Origin of the sequence: Vibrio sp. Isolate25, from assembly GCF_022398025.1 — a bacterium.
Classification (GTDB): Bacteria; Pseudomonadota; Gammaproteobacteria; order Enterobacterales; family Vibrionaceae; genus Vibrio; species Vibrio coralliilyticus_A.
On record NZ_JAKEUT010000001.1, the window covers coordinates 878735 to 894864 of the forward strand.

Annotated in this window: 14 protein-coding genes; 5 read left to right on the top strand and 9 right to left on the bottom strand. The window is 43.6% G+C overall.

Translation table 11 applies throughout. The features are described from left to right. The first annotated feature begins 56 nt into the window (after window positions 1–56). Both L1D15_RS03820 and L1D15_RS03825 read left to right on the top strand, forming a co-directional pair. Window positions 57–992 carry a chemotaxis protein gene (locus tag L1D15_RS03820; protein ID WP_239874723.1) on the top strand — a complete coding sequence of 312 codons (936 nt, stop codon included), beginning with the start codon at window positions 57–59 and terminating at the stop codon, window positions 990–992. A gap of 153 nt (window positions 993–1145) precedes the next feature. Continuing rightward, complete coding sequence (locus L1D15_RS03825; RefSeq protein WP_239874724.1) at window positions 1146–2159, top strand: GGDEF domain-containing protein; 1014 nt, start codon at window positions 1146–1148, stop codon at window positions 2157–2159. Between the two features lie 64 nt (window positions 2160–2223). Here L1D15_RS03825 and L1D15_RS03830 read toward each other — a convergent pair whose 3' ends face one another. Continuing rightward, window positions 2224–3156: an exopolyphosphatase gene (locus tag L1D15_RS03830; RefSeq protein ID WP_239865370.1), complete on the bottom strand. Its 933-nt coding sequence runs from the start codon at window positions 3154–3156 to the stop codon at window positions 2224–2226. A gap of 203 nt (window positions 3157–3359) precedes the next feature. Here L1D15_RS03830 and L1D15_RS03835 point away from each other — a divergent pair, with 203 nt between their 5' ends. Next, a complete protein-coding gene (locus L1D15_RS03835) occupies window positions 3360–3617 on the top strand; it encodes a DUF333 domain-containing protein (protein ID WP_239864214.1) in 258 nt (85 codons plus the stop codon). Between the two features lie 4 nt (window positions 3618–3621). On the opposite strand, the gene L1D15_RS03840 is transcribed toward L1D15_RS03835, so the two are convergent. Continuing rightward, on the bottom strand, window positions 3622–4458 hold the full coding sequence (locus L1D15_RS03840) for a YdcF family protein (RefSeq protein WP_239864215.1): 837 nt from the start codon (window positions 4456–4458) through the stop codon (window positions 3622–3624). Window positions 4459–4605: 147 nt separating this feature from the next. On the opposite strand from L1D15_RS03840, the gene L1D15_RS03845 reads away from it, so the two are divergent. Further along, entirely contained in the window at window positions 4606–5976 is a 1371-nt protein-coding gene (locus tag L1D15_RS03845) for an L-serine ammonia-lyase (protein ID WP_239864217.1), read from the top strand. On the opposite strand, the gene L1D15_RS03850 is transcribed toward L1D15_RS03845, so the two are convergent. From L1D15_RS03850 to L1D15_RS03860, 3 genes are all read right to left on the bottom strand, one after another. Continuing rightward, window positions 5952–6878: a LysR substrate-binding domain-containing protein gene (locus tag L1D15_RS03850; RefSeq protein ID WP_239874725.1), complete on the bottom strand. Its 927-nt coding sequence runs from the start codon at window positions 6876–6878 to the stop codon at window positions 5952–5954. The two genes, L1D15_RS03845 and L1D15_RS03850, sit on opposite strands and share 25 nt — an antisense overlap. Before the next feature lie 23 nt (window positions 6879–6901). After that, on the bottom strand, window positions 6902–8305 hold the full coding sequence (locus L1D15_RS03855; protein WP_239874726.1) for an FAD-dependent oxidoreductase: 1404 nt from the start codon (window positions 8303–8305) through the stop codon (window positions 6902–6904). A 150-nt stretch (window positions 8306–8455) separates the two neighbouring features. Beyond that, the gene (locus L1D15_RS03860) at window positions 8456–9580 is read right to left on the bottom strand and encodes a M14-type cytosolic carboxypeptidase (protein ID WP_239874727.1); all 1125 of its coding nucleotides are present in this window, start codon (window positions 9578–9580) and stop codon (window positions 8456–8458) included. 279 nt (window positions 9581–9859) lie between these two features. On the opposite strand from L1D15_RS03860, the gene L1D15_RS03865 reads away from it, so the two are divergent. Further along, complete coding sequence (locus L1D15_RS03865) at window positions 9860–11335, top strand: peptide MFS transporter (RefSeq protein WP_239836227.1); 1476 nt, start codon at window positions 9860–9862, stop codon at window positions 11333–11335. 131 nt (window positions 11336–11466) lie between these two features. Here L1D15_RS03865 and L1D15_RS03870 read toward each other — a convergent pair whose 3' ends face one another. From L1D15_RS03870 to L1D15_RS03885, 4 genes are read right to left on the bottom strand one after another with little or no spacing between them, the layout of a single operon-like run. Continuing rightward, complete coding sequence (locus tag L1D15_RS03870) at window positions 11467–12369, bottom strand: EamA family transporter (RefSeq protein ID WP_239875112.1); 903 nt, start codon at window positions 12367–12369, stop codon at window positions 11467–11469. Between the two features lie 58 nt (window positions 12370–12427). Then, window positions 12428–13132, bottom strand: coding sequence for a phosphonate utilization transcriptional regulator PhnR (phnR, locus tag L1D15_RS03875; RefSeq protein ID WP_239836225.1), 705 nt, complete (start codon window positions 13130–13132; stop codon window positions 12428–12430). A 9-nt stretch (window positions 13133–13141) separates the two neighbouring features. Then, entirely contained in the window at window positions 13142–14869 is a 1728-nt protein-coding gene (locus L1D15_RS03880) for a putative 2-aminoethylphosphonate ABC transporter permease subunit (protein ID WP_239874728.1), read from the bottom strand. 10 nt (window positions 14870–14879) lie between these two features. Next, window positions 14880–15992, bottom strand: a complete 1113-nt coding sequence (locus L1D15_RS03885) for a putative 2-aminoethylphosphonate ABC transporter ATP-binding protein (RefSeq protein ID WP_239836223.1) — start codon at window positions 15990–15992, stop codon at window positions 14880–14882. Between the last annotated feature and the right edge of the window lie 138 nt (window positions 15993–16130).

Below are 16130 nucleotides of genomic sequence, written 5' to 3' on the forward strand. Positions count from 1 at the left end.
TCCACAGATCAGTTAACATCACATTTATAAAGTATCATATTTGAGAAACGTCCGTTATGGCAAAAACAATCAGTAAAGCAAATCAGTCTCAAGGCATGTTGATGTTCACTCTGACTAAAAGTGAACAACTTTTTGCTATTGGCACACTAAAGGTTCGTGAGATTGTCCCGTATCAACCGACAACTCAAATTCCCTACTCGCACCACCATGTGATTGGTACTGTTACGATTCGAGATAAAACCATTCCAGTGATTAACATGCCTGCGGCTATTGGCTTCAGACCTATACAACCGGAAGAGTATGACTCTTGTTATTTGATTGTGACAGATTGCCTAAGGACTATCGTTGCCTTTATGGTGCGTTCAATTGAAAAAATCATTGAATGTGATTGGCGCTCCATCGAACCATCTCCCCAATCCGCAGGCCGAAATGTCTTTGTAACAGGTATCACTCGTTTTGAAGATCAGATCGTTCAGATGCTCGATGTCGAACTGCTTCTGTCGAAAATCTACCCACAGTACGAATCCACAAAGATTCCAATGTTGACGGATATTGAACGTGAACGACTCAAAGCATTAAATATTTTGCTTGTCGATGACTCCTCTATTGCAAGAAAACAACTCGCTGATGCTCTTGATAGCATTAATATCTCCTATCAAATACGAAACAATGGCATTGAAGCACTTGAACTGATGAAAGAGGAAGCAGAACGTGGTCAGCCTATTCAGCTATTAGTGAGCGATATTGAAATGCCGGGACTAGACGGTTACGAGTTGGCCTTTGAAACCCAAAGTGAGCAGCAACTGAGTAACGCTTACATCATTCTTCACACCTCACTATCGAGCGAGATCTGTGTGGACAGAGCACGCCAAGTCGGCGCACATGAAGCCCTTGAAAAGTTTAATGCTGGGGATTTAATCAAAGCTATGCTGAGAGGTGCTGCCAAGCTTGAATCCGGAAACCCAACAGAGCGAATCGAAGTAGAAGTTTAACCTACTGGAAGTTTAGGTTTGATGAGTTTCACTGAACTCGACTTATCAAACCTATTAAATATTCGAATTTTATTGCCATTAACTCAAGCATCTCAGAAACAAATCCGCTAATCTTAAGTTAATTGGTAGTTAACGCAGAATGCTAATAAACAGATGACCGACGACTTTAAAAAATCAACCGCTAATTTAAAAAAAGCTGTCCCACTCATGATGCAAAATCACGTAGCCGCAACACCTGCTAACTACGCGCTATGGTACACCTACGTCGAAAATGCCATTCCTCAGATGAACCGTGAGCTTGAAACCATCATCGAGAATTACGGTGTATGCCCCCCCGCAGCTGGTGAAATGCTCTACAACAATTATGTTGCGAGTAGAGCGGAAACAGACATAAACGACTTGCGTGCGAACATTGAAGTGCTGGTGGGTCAAGTCGCATCCTCCATGACGGATACTCTCGCGGATACCTCTCACTTTTCTCAGGTAATCGATAAAAGCTTTGAGAACCTAGAAAAAGTCGATGACGAAGCGATGTCCATTGATGAAGTGATGAAAGTAATTCGTCAACTGGTTGCGGAATCTAAAGATATTCGCCATTCGACAAACTTTCTTAACAACCAACTTGAAACAGCAAGCAAAGAAATAAAGAACCTAAAAACTCAGCTAGCCGAAGTCCAACAGGATGCTCTGTTTGATGGATTAACCAGTTTGTACAATCGGCGTGCCTTCGATAATGATTTAGATACCCTCTGTCGCTCAGAGCAAAAAATTTGTTTAATTCTGACTGATATCGACCACTTCAAAAATTACAACGATACTTACGGCCATCTTTTTGGCGATGCGGTTATCAAAGGCATCGCCAAACGCCTTCAGATCAGCAGTCGGGATGGTATTCATGCTTACCGATTTGGCGGTGAAGAATTTGCTTTGATTATGCCAAATAAACAACTAAGAATTGCTCGCCAATTTGCAGAGAGTTTACGGCGCTCAATCGAAAAATTATCAGTGAAAGACCGTCGTTCTGGCAAGCAGGTTGGAAATATCACCGCATCCTTTGGGGTTGCTGAACTACAGCCCGGTGAAATGCCACACTCAATCATCGAGCGAGCGGACAAACTTCTTTATGAAGCGAAGCAGCTCGGCCGCAACCGAGTAATGCCAATTTAACTTTCTGAACCACATAAAAAAGGAGCCCCATTAAATCAAGGGCTCCTTTTGGGTTGGGATGAATTTATCCATCGGAAGTGATCGCTTGAATCAACTCTTTTTGCACAGCATCCGCTTTGTCATTATCAATCTGGCAAGTTCCAGCGGCCTTATGTCCACCCCCGCCATACTTAAGCATTAGCTCACCCACATTCGTTTTTGAGCTTCGGTCAAATATCGATTTACCTGTAGCAAATACAATATTCTGTTTTTGAAATCCCCACATTTTATGAATTGAGATATTACACTGAGGGTATAAGGCATATATCATGAATCGATTACCAGCGAAGATTGTTTCTTCTCCAGTAAGATCGAGAAACACTAAATTGTCATACACTGTGGCACAACGCTGGATCTGCTCTTTGAATAAGTTCTCGTGCTCTTTATAAAGATCAATACGTTCTTTGACATCAGGATGCTCAAGGATTTCTTCTATTGAGTGAGAAGTACAATACTCAATCAAATCCATCATCAGGTTGTAGTTTGAAATTCTGAAATTTCTAAAGCGCCCTAAACCTGTTCTAGCATCCATCAAAAAGTTAAGTAGATTCCAACCTGTTGAGTCGAGGACTTCATCTCGGCTAAACTGCGCCGAATCACCTTTATCAACCGCCTCCATCATTGCTAGCCAGTCAGAGGGAAAAGTCTCTTCTCCACCATAGTACTCCCATACAACACGAGCCGCGGAGGGGGCATCTGGGTCAATAATATGATTTGATCGCTCTCCTTGATTGCGAATCATTTCCGACAGGTGATGGTCAAACACAAGGTGAGCCTGCTCAACATAGGGGAGATTCGTGACAATATCTTGAGGTGTAATATCTATAATGCCATCTTGCATGTCTTTTGGATGAACAAACTTAATATCATCAATAAGGTCAAGTTGCTTAAGAAGTACGGCACACACTAGTCCGTCAAAATCACTTCGTGTCACTAAACGATGTTTCTGTTTCGACATCTTAATATCCTTATCTTTTAACAGCACAAAGTACTTCATCTGAATAACTGGTACTGTTACTTCATCAGTCGTTTCATAGATAGGCGCTATGAGTACATTTTTAATTTTAGACACCTTCGATCTTTTAACAAACTTAAGGCAATGTTTTTTATCTACTCTTCTAAACTAAATGCGCCACTAATTGATTATGATGGGAAAATAAAATGAAGGAAGTCACTTGGGGTCTGATATTAACCGCTATCATCACACTTGCAGGTTGTGCTGCTGAACCGGACAAATATGAGGTAAAAAGTTACACCTCTGTCGCTAACCCTGCGTCAGTCTACTGCGTTCAGCAAGGTGGAAAGCTGGAAACAGTGAGCGAAAACGAGCAACGTATCACGTATTGTGTCCTTAGCTCAGAGAAACGAGTCGAGGAATGGGAATACTATCGCCAGAACCATCATTCACCTGCATCTTGATTCTCTAAGTTGACTGCATGGCGGCCATTTCTGGGTCCAAATGCCTATTTAACCAAGTAAGGTTATGATGAAAGCGAGCCAATGATGAACGTAATGTTGCTCCATCCACGTCGGAGGTTGTACTGAGTACAATCTCTTTCAAGATAGTTAACTTTTCCTGCACCTCGTCTGAAAGTTTAAGTGCATCTAACTGCGAAAGTGAGTGAAGCGCTAACTCCGCCGGTACACATCGAACTCTTTCTAGAGGTCTTTGAAAAGCATTGTTGGTCGCCCCCTCTAAATACACTCGATAGGTCGTCAGTTCATCGACCAGTAGAAATGCTTCAGCATTACCTTCTCGGTGCGGGTACTCGACACTACAATGGTGACGAATATCCATATCTATCTTTATGTCCAATCCCGCACTATTGCAGCGCTGTTTAAGTGCGCGAAGTAGCCCTTGCTCATTCATCAATTGCTGAACTTCAAAGATACGCTTCAAATGATAATCGTTAGATACCAAGGTAATGTTGATTGGCTGACGATTCAGCCCCATTTGCTGTAGTTTCAGCGCGACATTGTGAATATTTTGTACTGTGTTTTGCGATTCACTTTCCAAAATAACATGGCTTTCTTTCAGACGAATCTGAGATGCGCTTTGGTTAAAATACTCTCTCATTGCCACAGCTTCAGAAACGGTTTGTCCTGGGGTTACACCACCACAAAATACTAAGGCAGTTTCGTCATCGTTAAGAGAACTGAGTAATGCGGGCAATGCTTCAACACGAGAGCGGCCTTCTTTTGTTAGTGTGTCGTCCACCAGCCGCTTACCAAGAACAATAACCACATTACGAATGTTCATTATTTACTCACTTCTCAATTATTAATACTAACTTGCCGAAGTCCTGTACAAACATCTTCTTTATAGATAGCGTTAGCAAGGTTAATGTTTTGTTAACTATATTTAAGTAGAGTCTGACCAACAGGCCATATCACAGGAAGTTAGTTTATGCTGTCGATTTTCGATATTTTCAAAGTCGGAGTTGGGCCATCCAGTTCCCACACCAACGGGCCAATGCTGGCCGGTTATCATTTCACGCGCTTGCTCAGTGATTCCTTATCCAAAGTGGATCGGATACAGGTTGATTTGTATGGTTCGCTATCCTTAACCGGCATAGGTCACCATACGGATCGTGCTGTGATCTTAGGACTTATGGGTAATAGGCCTGACACAATAAAAATTACCAGTGCCAAGCAAGCTTTACAACAGACACTGGATAATGAATCGTTGCTGCTGGCAGGCGCCCATACCTTAGCATTCCGCTATGAGAGTGACATTATATTTCACAGCGACAATCTACCGTTACATGAAAATGGCATGACAATTACCGCCTATGATAGCTTTGGGGCACAGCTCGCATTTGAAACTTACTATTCTATCGGAGGTGGGTTTATTGCCACAGCCGCCGAGTTGGAAAATGGCAGCAGTGAGCAGCCCGTCGATGTGCCCTATCCATTTACTTCTGCTGACGAAATGCTAAACATGGCAGAAGAGAATGGCTTCAGCCTTGGCGGCATGATTTTACAAAACGAGGTCTGCTTCTTTGACAGTGATGAAATCGATCGTAAAGCAGAACAGATCTGGAAAGTAATGACCCTTTGTATGCAACGTGGCTTTGACACTGAAGGCATTTTGGAAGGTGGACTCAATGTCACACGACGTGCGCCTAACTTATTGAAAAAGCTTGAAGCTAACGAAGCGATTGAAAATGATCCTATGGAAATCATGGACTGGATTAACCTCTTCGCCTTCGCTGTCAGTGAAGAGAATGCGGCAGGTGGCCAAGTAGTTACCTCTCCAACGAATGGCGCGGCAGGGGTTATTCCCGCTGTACTCATGTATTACCATCGCTTTATTAAAGAACTCGACCTTAAACAAATCAAAGACTTTTTAGCTGTCGCTGGCGCAATTGGTATTTTGTACAAAACAAATGCGTCGATATCTGGCGCTGAAGTAGGCTGTCAGGGCGAAGTCGGTGTTTCATCATCAATGGCCGCAGCTGGCTTAACCGCACTCAGAGGTGGCAGTAACGAACAGATCTGTATCGCAGCTGAGATTGCAATGGAGCATTCGTTAGGCATGACTTGTGATCCCATTGGTGGGCTTGTTCAAGTGCCATGTATCGAACGTAATGCAATGGGGGCGATGAAGGCCATCAATGCCTCACGAATGGCACTAAAAAGAACCAGCAAATGTCTTATTTCTCTAGATAAAGTTATCGCAACTATGTATCAAACAGGTAAAGACATGAATAAAAAATACCGTGAAACATCTCTTGGCGGGCTGGCGGTCATTCACATGGCTCCACCCTGTGAATAATCCATGCTGCTTGTTATCCAATTGGAAAATTGGGTAGCAAGCGGATTACTCGGGTCGTGTTGAAGCAAATAGTGCCCATCTCGACTGGGCACTATTTTATCACTGATTCTCACTAAACTGCCCTGAATAAGATGCTCCTCTACTAATAGCTCTTTGACCAGCAAAATACCTAGCCCTGATACTGCCGCTTCAATTGAGAGAAGCGAATGATCAAATTGCATTGCAGGCTCCACAATACGACCTGTGAAATGATGATAATCAAACCAGTACTGCCAGTTTTCCTGATAACCCGTAGTGGCTATTTTCTCACTATTCGCTATCTCATCTAGTGTCTGTATGGAGTTGGATGCCATCAATCTTGGTGCTGCAACCAGTACCCAGTTTTCTTCTGTTAAAGCAATGACATTTCCCTCACCCATGGGCTTCGGGCCATTAATGATTTCAATATCCGCAACTTTACTGCCATTGGGATAAGCATTTGACGAAGTAGATATCTTTAGTTCGATATTCGGGTGGTCACGGCGAAAGTCTTCAAGGCGGGGGATTAACCACTGAAAGCAAAAACTTTGCGCAATACTCAAGTTCAACCTATGACGCTTTTTCCGTTGAAACAGCTGCTCTGTTCCAACAGAGAGTGACTCAAACATTTGAGTCAGCAAAGGTAAGTAATACTGCGCGTCTTCAGTCAGTTGGAGCTTCGACCCTCTACGTTCAAATAAAGTAGCCTCTAGATAGCTTTCAAGCTGTTTAACGTGTTGACTCACTGCGGCACGAGTGACATTGAGTTCATCCGCCGCCTTGGTCAAACTTTGTAATCGGGCAGCGGATTCAAAAGCTTTTAAAGCATTAAGAGGAGGTATAAAACGCATAGATTGGCAAGTTAATGTCAAAGCGACAAGCATGGCAATTCTGTGTGACAGAGATATTACTTCACCTTGTCTGCTTTACCGGCGGCACCAGCAAGCTTTGATAGCCATTTATCCCAGAACATTGGCGATTGCTCGTTATCTTCCGCTTCTTCTTTTCCTCTCACTGCATTTCTGACTAACATTGCACCTATCCAACGAATAGGTTCCGAAGGGAACAGACCGAGTGGTCCTTGCGCTAAACCACTTCGTGTCCAATCATTGTTTTCTCCAAGTACAAGCGAAGATAAAATTTTTCCTCCTATCCGAGTTTGAGCAACACCGTTACCGGAATAGCCAAAACCGTAGAAGATGTTTGCTTGACCTTCTAATCGACCAAAGAAAGGTAAACCTGTCACAGACCGATCAGATCCCCCCGTCCAGTTATACGCGAACTTAACCCCTTTGAACTGAGGAAATAACCGAGCGAATGATCGTGTCAATAAAGGCAAATATCGAGTTGGTTGATTGAACATCTTATCCACTTGATTGGCATAAGAAAAACGATTTCCCCCCTTGCCTAGCATCAACCTCCCTTCTTGGGTATCACGATAGTAATGGACGAAAATACGTGAATCGACCACCGCAGCCCCTCTGTCAATTCCACATTCATTAAGTTGCGATTCGATAGGGTCCGTAATGACCATGTCAGAGGAAACCACGACAATACTGCGTTTCAACTGTTTAAAGTGCTTAACCATCCAAGCATTAAGCCCTAATACCACTTTATCTGCTGTGATAGTCCCATTAGGCGTCTCTATCAGGGCTGGATGACCAAAATTAAGTACTTTCATGGGTGTATTTTCAAAGACTTGGACCCCCTTTTCTATCGCGACTCGCCTTAGCCCCCTTACCAATAAAGCTGGTTGCACACTGCCAGCAGCAGGTGAATAGAAGCCTTCCAAGTGTCGATGTGAGCCCGCTAATCTCGCAATATCTTCAGGACAACATGACTGCCAGCTATTGATATTTAATCGCCTCAACTCTTCCACTATGGGACTCATCGAGTCTTTTTGAGCAGTATTGGTTGCCGTGTAGTAAGCACCATGACGACGAAGCTCGGCATCAATATGATGTTGATGGCAAAACGCTTCAATCTCATATATCGCTGCTTCGGATTCTTTGACTAGCCTTTTAGCTTCATCCTCCCCAAACAACCGCTTCATCGTTGGGAATTTCGTTGACCAAGTCAACATACAGCCGCCATTCGCGCCTGAAGCTCCACTACCGCACAGACCTTTATCAATCACTGCAATAGATAATTTAGGCTGCTGCTCTTTAAGCATGATGGCCGTCCAAAGGCCTGTATAACCACCGCCAACAATAGCAACATCCACTTGAATATCATCCATTAAAGTAGTGGTATTCAGCGGCTGTTCTCGCTCCAAAGCTTGCTTAAACCAAAATGAGGGATGTTGTGACATGATTGAATACCTGTTGTTTTCGATATTCAAAATGTAACCGGATTAGTTTGATGTACATAGCGAGGATATCTGACGCTTAGCGTCAACATAACTAACGCAATGAAAAAAGCGCAGACTATTCTGCGCTTCTTGTACTTGGGCTCACTCTGGTTATATTTTATCTGACACCGCCAGAATAGCGGACAAGGTGTCCTCACCGAATTTCACACTTCTTTCCGGCGACCAGCCATAAAGTGGATCTGGATAATCATTGTTGTCCTTAAACGGCATTTCAACAGTGTAAGACAAGCACTTAAATTGCTCCGCTACCCAGTTAGAGCCGACTGTTAGATTAGCCTTGCCTGGTTCATCTTTGTCATAACCAAACTCATCTTGGAACTCAGGTGTCACTGTGTGTAGCGCCTGTTTAAATGCAACTTCCAGTGAAGCCAGTCGCTCGTCATAAGAAGGAATGCCCTCTGAACCAGCAACAAAGTTGTAAGGAATAGCTTCATCACCGTGTATATCAAGGAACATATCCACGCCAATTTCAAGCATCTTATCTCTTACAAGAAAGACTTCAGGGCTCTTCTCCATACTTGGAGATTGCCATTCACGATTCAGGTTTACACCCACCGCATTGCAGCGTAAATGCCCGCGAATACTACCATCAGGGTTCATATTTGGCACAACGTACAGCACCGCTTTTTCCAGCAAAGCACGCGCTGCCGTATCTTCGTCATCAATAAGGCGTTGGATCATACCCTCCATAAACCATTCAGCCATGGTTTCACCTGGGTGCTGCCTCGCAATCACCCATATCTTTTTCTTACCATCACTAGGCTCACCAAAAGTCAGCAAACTCATATCATTACCATCAAGACTATGACCTAATGTTTCTAATTTGCAGTGATGGGCACTTTGGGCAGCATGTAGTAAATCTTGATGGCGATCGTAGCTATAAGGTGCAAAGTAGGCAAAATAGACAGATCCGTGCTCTGGAATCAGCGTAAAGCTCAGCGTATCACCATCAAATTCTGCTGGAATACGAAACCACTCTTCTCGGTCATACGACGCAACAACATCATAGTCTTTCCAACCTTCTGGATAAGCGGAGTTTTTCAGGTCAACAATCTGAATCGAGTGTGACTGCTCTGCTTCGGTTTCCAAACGAAAATGGAACCACTGATAAAACTCAGACTGATTATCATTAGGAATCTTAAGCTGAATTGCGTCTTTATTATCCGCGTTGACGACTTCAATACTACCACTTTCGAAATTGCTGAAGATCTTCATTGAGTTACTTTCCTTATCAACAAAAACAACTTTATAAACAGGCTAACACAAAGGTTAGTACGCAAAAATAAAATTGCAGACTCCTGACAAAAGGCTTGCAAATCGTGCTTATCCAACGCAAACGTTTTAGATCAATTTCATTATAAAAAGTTATGCGAAATTTAGAAAAAATCGTGCATAGATTATGTTTTCTGCGATAATTGTTTCAATTTATAACAAACCACAAATGATATAATTATCAGACATTAATTCTATATCACACAATTATGCGAGACTATTATGTGGAATAAACTCAATAAATCAATGATGTTCTGCCAAGCAATGTTTGGCTTATCATTCTACGGTGTGATGGTTATCCTGACCCGATTCTTCTTAGAAGATTTAGGGTACAGTGAAGCCGACACCATGATGGTTGTCGGGGCTTTCTCTTCTATTGGTCCACTTTTCGCCATTGCGGGTGGGTTCATAGCGGATAAATTCCTCGGCGCCTATCGTTCGTTGACCATTGCTTACGGTACATTCGCAATAGGATACACCTTGCTCGTTTTAGGTGCTTCCACCACCAATGTTCCGATGAGCTTAATCGGTATTGCCTTGGCTAGCTATGCCCGTGGGTTGATGTCTCCTTCTTATCCCAGTCTTTACAAGCGCACTTTTTCAACAGAAGAAGACTTCGAAAACGGCTACCCAGTCAACTACTCTGTTAACAATGTAGGCGCTCTGCTCGGTCAATATCTATTCCCTATGTTTGTGTTAGCGATAGGTTTCCACGGTAGCTTTATGCTCTCAGCAGTAATGGCTGGCTTTGCTTTTATCATCTTAGTTATCTTCAACAAACAATTAGTTGGCGTGGGTGCCGATATTGACCAGACCCCTGTCAGCATAAAAAATTGGCTCTCTTTCTTTGCGTTATCTGCCGCGATGGTTGGCTTGGTGTTTTTCATGTTCTCGAACATGGCTGTCGGTAAAAACATCGTTTACGCCATTGGCGCAGCCGCGATTCTGTACTTCATTACTCTCATGATTAAGTCTGGCAAGTCGGACGCACTGAAAATGGGCACGATTCTGATCATGACAGTGCTGACAACCTGCTTCTTTGTTTACTATGGCCAGATGATGACATCGATGACGATGGTCACCATCAATACGATGCGTGGTGATTTGTTCAATATCATCCCTATTGCCCCTGAAGCCTCAATGGCAATGAACCCGCTTTGGTGTATCGTCGCAGGCCCGGTGATTGCCATGACATTCTCTTCACTCGAGAAAAAAGGGGTTAACTTCTCTACCGCGACAAAGATTGGTTTTGCCTTTATCTTCACTGCTATTGCCTTTGGTATCTTAACGATGGCGGTAATGAATGTCGGTGAAGACGTAGTGATCCGCCCTGAAATCTTCCTGGCAATTCACTTCTTCCAAGCGTTTGCAGAAGTTATCGTCGGTAGCTTAGTCGTTGCCTTTATTCTATCGGTGGCTCCTAAGCATATTGAAGGCTTCTCGGTGTCTTTGTTTTCCGTCGCAATGGCACTGAGTGGAATTGTTGGTGCGGTTTTCTCTACTTCTATAGCGCTCGAAAAAGGCCAAGAACTGACCCAAGAGATTGTTCAAACGGTTTACGGTGATTACTTCCAACTACTGACTGTATTAGCTGTCTTAATGGTCGTCATCGCACTAGTCTCTTCATTCATTATTCGCAAGATGCTCGATGCGGCGCATGCTGACGAGCAACCCACAATGGTGGAAGTGGAAAGCTAATAACCCAGAAATACATATAAAAAGCCCCAGCGAGGAAATCATTGGGGCTTTTACTCGCTGCAGGCTAGAGGTTTAACTCTCATCGATTTTCGTCGTAAAGAGAATAATACAAAGCATGTTGGTTAGCGCAATTAGGCTACCGTCAAAACCAATCCAACTAAAATCAATGTTGTTCCTATCAGTCGGGTCATTAAGAATTTTTCTGATAGCCAAATGATCCCAAAAACCATACCGAACACAATACTCAGTTGACGCAAGGCAACCACATAACTGACGTTTTCTGTCATTGTCATGGCATATAGCACTAACCCATAAGTTGTTGACATCATTGTGCCAGCTAATGCTGAAGGCTTTTTAATCGCCCAGGCCTGTTTAAAATCGTCACCCCTTCGTGCAATAAGCAAATAGAGGGCAATGCAAAGCGCAATAGACCAAAACTGTATACCAAGATAGAAAATAGCAGAACTTCTGTCACTAACCACGTTTTGAAATGTACTGGCTAAAAGCAGCAAGGCTTCTTTATCAAGAATGGAATAACCTGTAGTTCCAAAAGCGGCAATCAATGCCCATAGAACCCCCACGTTGAGATAATCTCTAATATTGAACTGACTAAATGACTCTAAAGGCACAAATAAACAGCCAAGAGTGATCAACGTAAAGCCAATCCAGCTGTTGATGCTCAGCTCATAGCCCAATACAACGGTTACTAATCCAACCATCAAAACAGGCAGTGCTCGTGCGATAGGATAAATCACGCCGATATCCGCCTGCTTGTAAGCAAAACCAAGTCCCAGCAGATAAATCATCTGCGCAATACCGCTGACAATCAGGATTAGCCAAAACGTCGTCGGAAAGAAAGTCATATCAACTTGGTTAAGATACCAAATCACATAAGGAGTCAGTAGTATTGCGGCGGCTGAACTACTGGCGAGAAAAAATGCGGGCCCTGAAGCCTTGTTGCTTTTACTAAGCAGATTCCAACCAGCGTGAAGGAAAGCGGAGATCACGACCAGTGTGATGGCCCAAAGTGACATAGAAAATCCTTGTGAAAAAAGGCTTCCTGTCGGAAGCCCATCCATAGTAAAGAGCAGGTTAACGGTTTAGTTCAGCAAGGGATTCAATACTGATAGCATCATGACGCCAGTATTCAATGTCACAATCAATAAGCTCTCCATGCTGGTTGTAGTTAATACGCTCAACCACCATTGCAGGCGTACCTGAGGTCGCTCTCAATGCTTGTGCGGTATCGCCAAGCAAACTGCTGGTACTGATTCGGTATCTGATCTTTTGATACACCATGCCAAAGTGATCACGATAAATATCCGTGAGTGACTGAGACAAGTCAAAATCGAGTAGGTTCGGAAACCATTCAGGGCGAATGTAGTTAGTCACAAACACGACTGGGCGACCTTCTAAGTAACGCACTCTATCTACCTTGTATACATCGGAAAAAGGCTGAAGCCCAAGTAAACTCGCTGCCTGCTTATTAGCCAATATGCCTTTGGCGGCAACCAGCTCCGTCAGAGGTGTTCGCTTCTGTGATAAGGCCATATTAGTAAAGTTCAGTGTTTGCGTCGGATCGTATCTAAGTGGCTCTGGAGATATAAACCAACCTCGACGATCTTCTCGGTAAATACGACCTTCTGATTCCAGTAGTGACAGCGCCTCGCGTAAAGTCACACGGGTTGTATCAAAGGATTCTGCTAACTTGCGCTCTGCGGGTAATTTTTGTCTAGGTGACAAAAGACCTGATTCTATTTGTTCAACAATGGAATCTTTAATTTTTACGTACTGCACTCGTTGTCCTTACCTTCTGCGCCACGCTTGCGTTCTATTTTCCAACCATTTCCCTAACGTCATATGCACCAATTTTGCCACCGCAGCAGAAATCATAATCATGACTGCCATCGCAGCAGCTGCGCCTGTTTGCCCAGCATCATCCATATTTAGTACAGATACTGAAGCAGGAATGGTTTCAGTTGAATAAATGAATACTACCGCAGAAGTGGTCGTTAATGCATTAATAAACAGATAGGTAGCGATATCCAACGTTGCAGGAACACACACTGGCAAAGTCACTTTGAAGAACAATTTGTACTGAGGCAGCTTCACCGAGGCCGCCGTGGCTTCAATCTCTGCAGGGATTTGCTTTAGTGCCGTCAAGGCAGTCATATGCCCGACCGTGTAGTAATGCACAACTGTATTAATCACCAAAAATGCCATCGTACCGTAAAGGAAACTCAAAGGATTGTTGGCGTCATTAAAATAGAAGATGTAACCCAAGCCGAGTACCATACCAGGAACCGCCATAGGCACCACACTTAACATTTGCATTGCCTGCCGAATAGGTGCAAACGCTCGCCCTTTTTCTATGCAGTAAGCTCCGACAAAAATCAGTGCACTACCAATAATCGCAGCCCATGTAGCCAAAGATAATGAATTAAAATAAGGTTGCCAGCCGTAAGTACTCATCTCGGCAAAATTATAGTTATTTAACGTCAATGCTTTATTCCATGGCCAGAAGGTAACCAATGATCCATACACCGCCATACCAAGCACGGCAAGCACAGCTAATGAAATGACTGAGCAATAAACAAAACAAGCGCCATCGCGCAGAGTGTTTGGCTCCGGCTGATAAGGCACAGAGCGAGTATCAAACAAACTCTTTTGCTTCTTCTGTACCCAACGGTCAGCAACAAACGCTAATAAAGCAGGGATCAACAACAAGATGCTGGTCACCGCCCCCATCGAAAAGTTCTGCTGTCCTACCACTTGCTTAAAAATATCAGTCGCAAGGACGTTGTAACTCCCTCCAATGACTTTCGGCACACCGAAATCGCAAACCACCAAAGTAAATACAACGATAAGCGTGCTTATCAAACCATATTTGGCAGCAGGTAATGTCACCACAAAAAAAGTTTTCAGTGGCGATGTTTTAAGCGCCCGCGCGGCTTCATAAAGACGCGCGTCAGACGTTCTGAGTGAGGTGGTTAATATCATCAGCGCATGAGGAAACGTCCAGAAGATCAAGCCTAGAGAGATACCAATCAAACCATAAACCGAGTGCCCACCGAGGATTTCTTTGGCAATACCTTGATTACCAAACAAGAAGATCAAACTAATTGCAGGTAATAACGACGGAGCAAGAATCGGCGCCGCCCCCAACACATGAAACATGGCTTTAAATGGCATACAGGAGCGTGTCAACGCATAGGCATAGCCAAATGCCAATACCCCGACAACGCCAGTCACCAGAATGCCGACTGTGAACGTATTACCCAAAGACTGCCACAAACTTGCTTGGGAAAAATAATTAGCAAAATTGGCTAAACCAACAAACTCCCCTTCCGCACCTTGAACGCTTTTTTCCAGCATTGCCCACAAGGGCATGACGATAAAGAGCACCAATAGTGTGAAAAGAAAAGCAAGTAAACCAAATAAGACGATATTGTCGCGGCTTACTCGTTTTAACAGGCCAGTGGGCCGAGCTTTAAGGGCATTCATCGTCGGGCTATTCATTGTGTTACTTTCCATTAATCTACCCCTAAGCCGCAATCGCTTTATCACCCGTAGGGCTCATCACTGGGTAGGCTCTTGCCCCATGCTCAGCAAATTGAATGTAGCGAATATCACCAATTCGAAGTTTCATGTTTTGCGCTTGCTCCCCAGACACATCAATAAAGATGGGCTGTGCATGTTTGTCATGCTGCAACTCACACTCATATCGCCAGAAAGCCCCTAGAAATTCATAGGTACGAATACGCACCGGCAACGCATTTTTAACCTCATCAGAGAAGCGAATATTCTCTGGACGGATAGCTAAATCAAAGTGATCACCACGAACCAAATCGCGATTTTCCAATATCGGCGCTTCAATCAATGACTCTGCAATTCTAAGCTGGCTGTCAGTTGCAACGGAAGCGTTGATAAAGTTCATGCTACCAACAAACTCCGCGACAAATCTGGTGGCTGGCTGTTGATAGATCTCTTGTGGCGTTCCAACTTGTTCAATAACACCATGATTCATAACAACAATACGATCAGCCATGGTTAGCGCCTCATCCTGATCATGGGTCACCATAATCGTGGTAATACCCAGCTTACGTTGGAGCTTGCAAATCTCATCGCGAAGGTGCACTCGAACTTTCGCATCCAAAGCTGATAAAGGTTCATCAAGAAGCAGCAATCCTGGAGATAAAGCCAATGCACGAGCAAGCGCAACACGCTGCTGCTGCCCTCCAGAAAGTTGGTTTGGGTACTTCTGTCCTGATGTTGCTAGCCCTATCATATCAAGCCAGCAATCCACTTTTTCTAAGGCTTCCTGATTCGTCATCCCCTGGTTCTTCAAACCAATGGCAATATTTTCTTGGACGGTTAAATTGGGGAATAAGGCATAGGATTGGAAAACGATACCAAAGTCGCGCTTCTCTGGGGGGAGAAAAGTCGTCTCCTCACCATGTTGAGATATGGAACCAGAAGTCGGTAAATCGAGACCAGCAATGGCTCTTAGTAAGGTCGTTTTTCCACAACCGGATGGCCCAAGGAAACAAACAAACTCACCTTTTTCAATGGATAGCGAAATTTGTTTTAGTGCTGTGAACTGTCCGAATTGCTTCACAACATTTTCAATCTGTAGATAAGGTTGGTTAGTTGGCATAACACACACTCCAAATGGTATATACCAACTGTAAATCTGGTTTATTTCAGGAACATTACAAATTTATAGAGCAAAGATGACAAAAAAATGAATAAGAGATTCATATATCCAACACCGCTAGTGCTATTGGATACCAGC

Excerpts from the sequence above, each read along its gene's own strand:
- L1D15_RS03830 (WP_239865370.1), bottom strand. The coding sequence starts at position 3,156 with ATGTCGAAACAGAAACATCGTTTAGTGACACGAAGTGATTTTGACGGA.
- L1D15_RS03855 (WP_239874726.1), bottom strand. The coding sequence starts at position 8,305 with ATGTCACAACATCCCTCATTTTGGTTTAAGCAAGCTTTGGAGCGAGAA.
- L1D15_RS03845 (WP_239864217.1), top strand. The coding sequence starts at position 4,606 with ATGCTGTCGATTTTCGATATTTTCAAAGTCGGAGTTGGGCCATCCAGT.
- L1D15_RS03865 (WP_239836227.1), top strand. The coding sequence starts at position 9,860 with ATGTGGAATAAACTCAATAAATCAATGATGTTCTGCCAAGCAATGTTT.
- L1D15_RS03825 (WP_239874724.1), top strand. The coding sequence starts at position 1,146 with ATGACCGACGACTTTAAAAAATCAACCGCTAATTTAAAAAAAGCTGTC.
- L1D15_RS03820 (WP_239874723.1), top strand. The coding sequence starts at position 57 with ATGGCAAAAACAATCAGTAAAGCAAATCAGTCTCAAGGCATGTTGATG.
- L1D15_RS03840 (WP_239864215.1), bottom strand. The coding sequence starts at position 4,458 with ATGAACATTCGTAATGTGGTTATTGTTCTTGGTAAGCGGCTGGTGGAC.
- L1D15_RS03860 (WP_239874727.1), bottom strand. The coding sequence starts at position 9,580 with ATGAAGATCTTCAGCAATTTCGAAAGTGGTAGTATTGAAGTCGTCAAC.
- L1D15_RS03880 (WP_239874728.1), bottom strand. The coding sequence starts at position 14,869 with ATGGAAAGTAACACAATGAATAGCCCGACGATGAATGCCCTTAAAGCT.
- L1D15_RS03885 (WP_239836223.1), bottom strand. The coding sequence starts at position 15,992 with ATGCCAACTAACCAACCTTATCTACAGATTGAAAATGTTGTGAAGCAA.
- L1D15_RS03870 (WP_239875112.1), bottom strand. The coding sequence starts at position 12,369 with ATGTCACTTTGGGCCATCACACTGGTCGTGATCTCCGCTTTCCTTCAC.
- L1D15_RS03850 (WP_239874725.1), bottom strand. The coding sequence starts at position 6,878 with ATGCTTGTCGCTTTGACATTAACTTGCCAATCTATGCGTTTTATACCT.
- L1D15_RS03835 (WP_239864214.1), top strand. The coding sequence starts at position 3,360 with ATGAAGGAAGTCACTTGGGGTCTGATATTAACCGCTATCATCACACTT.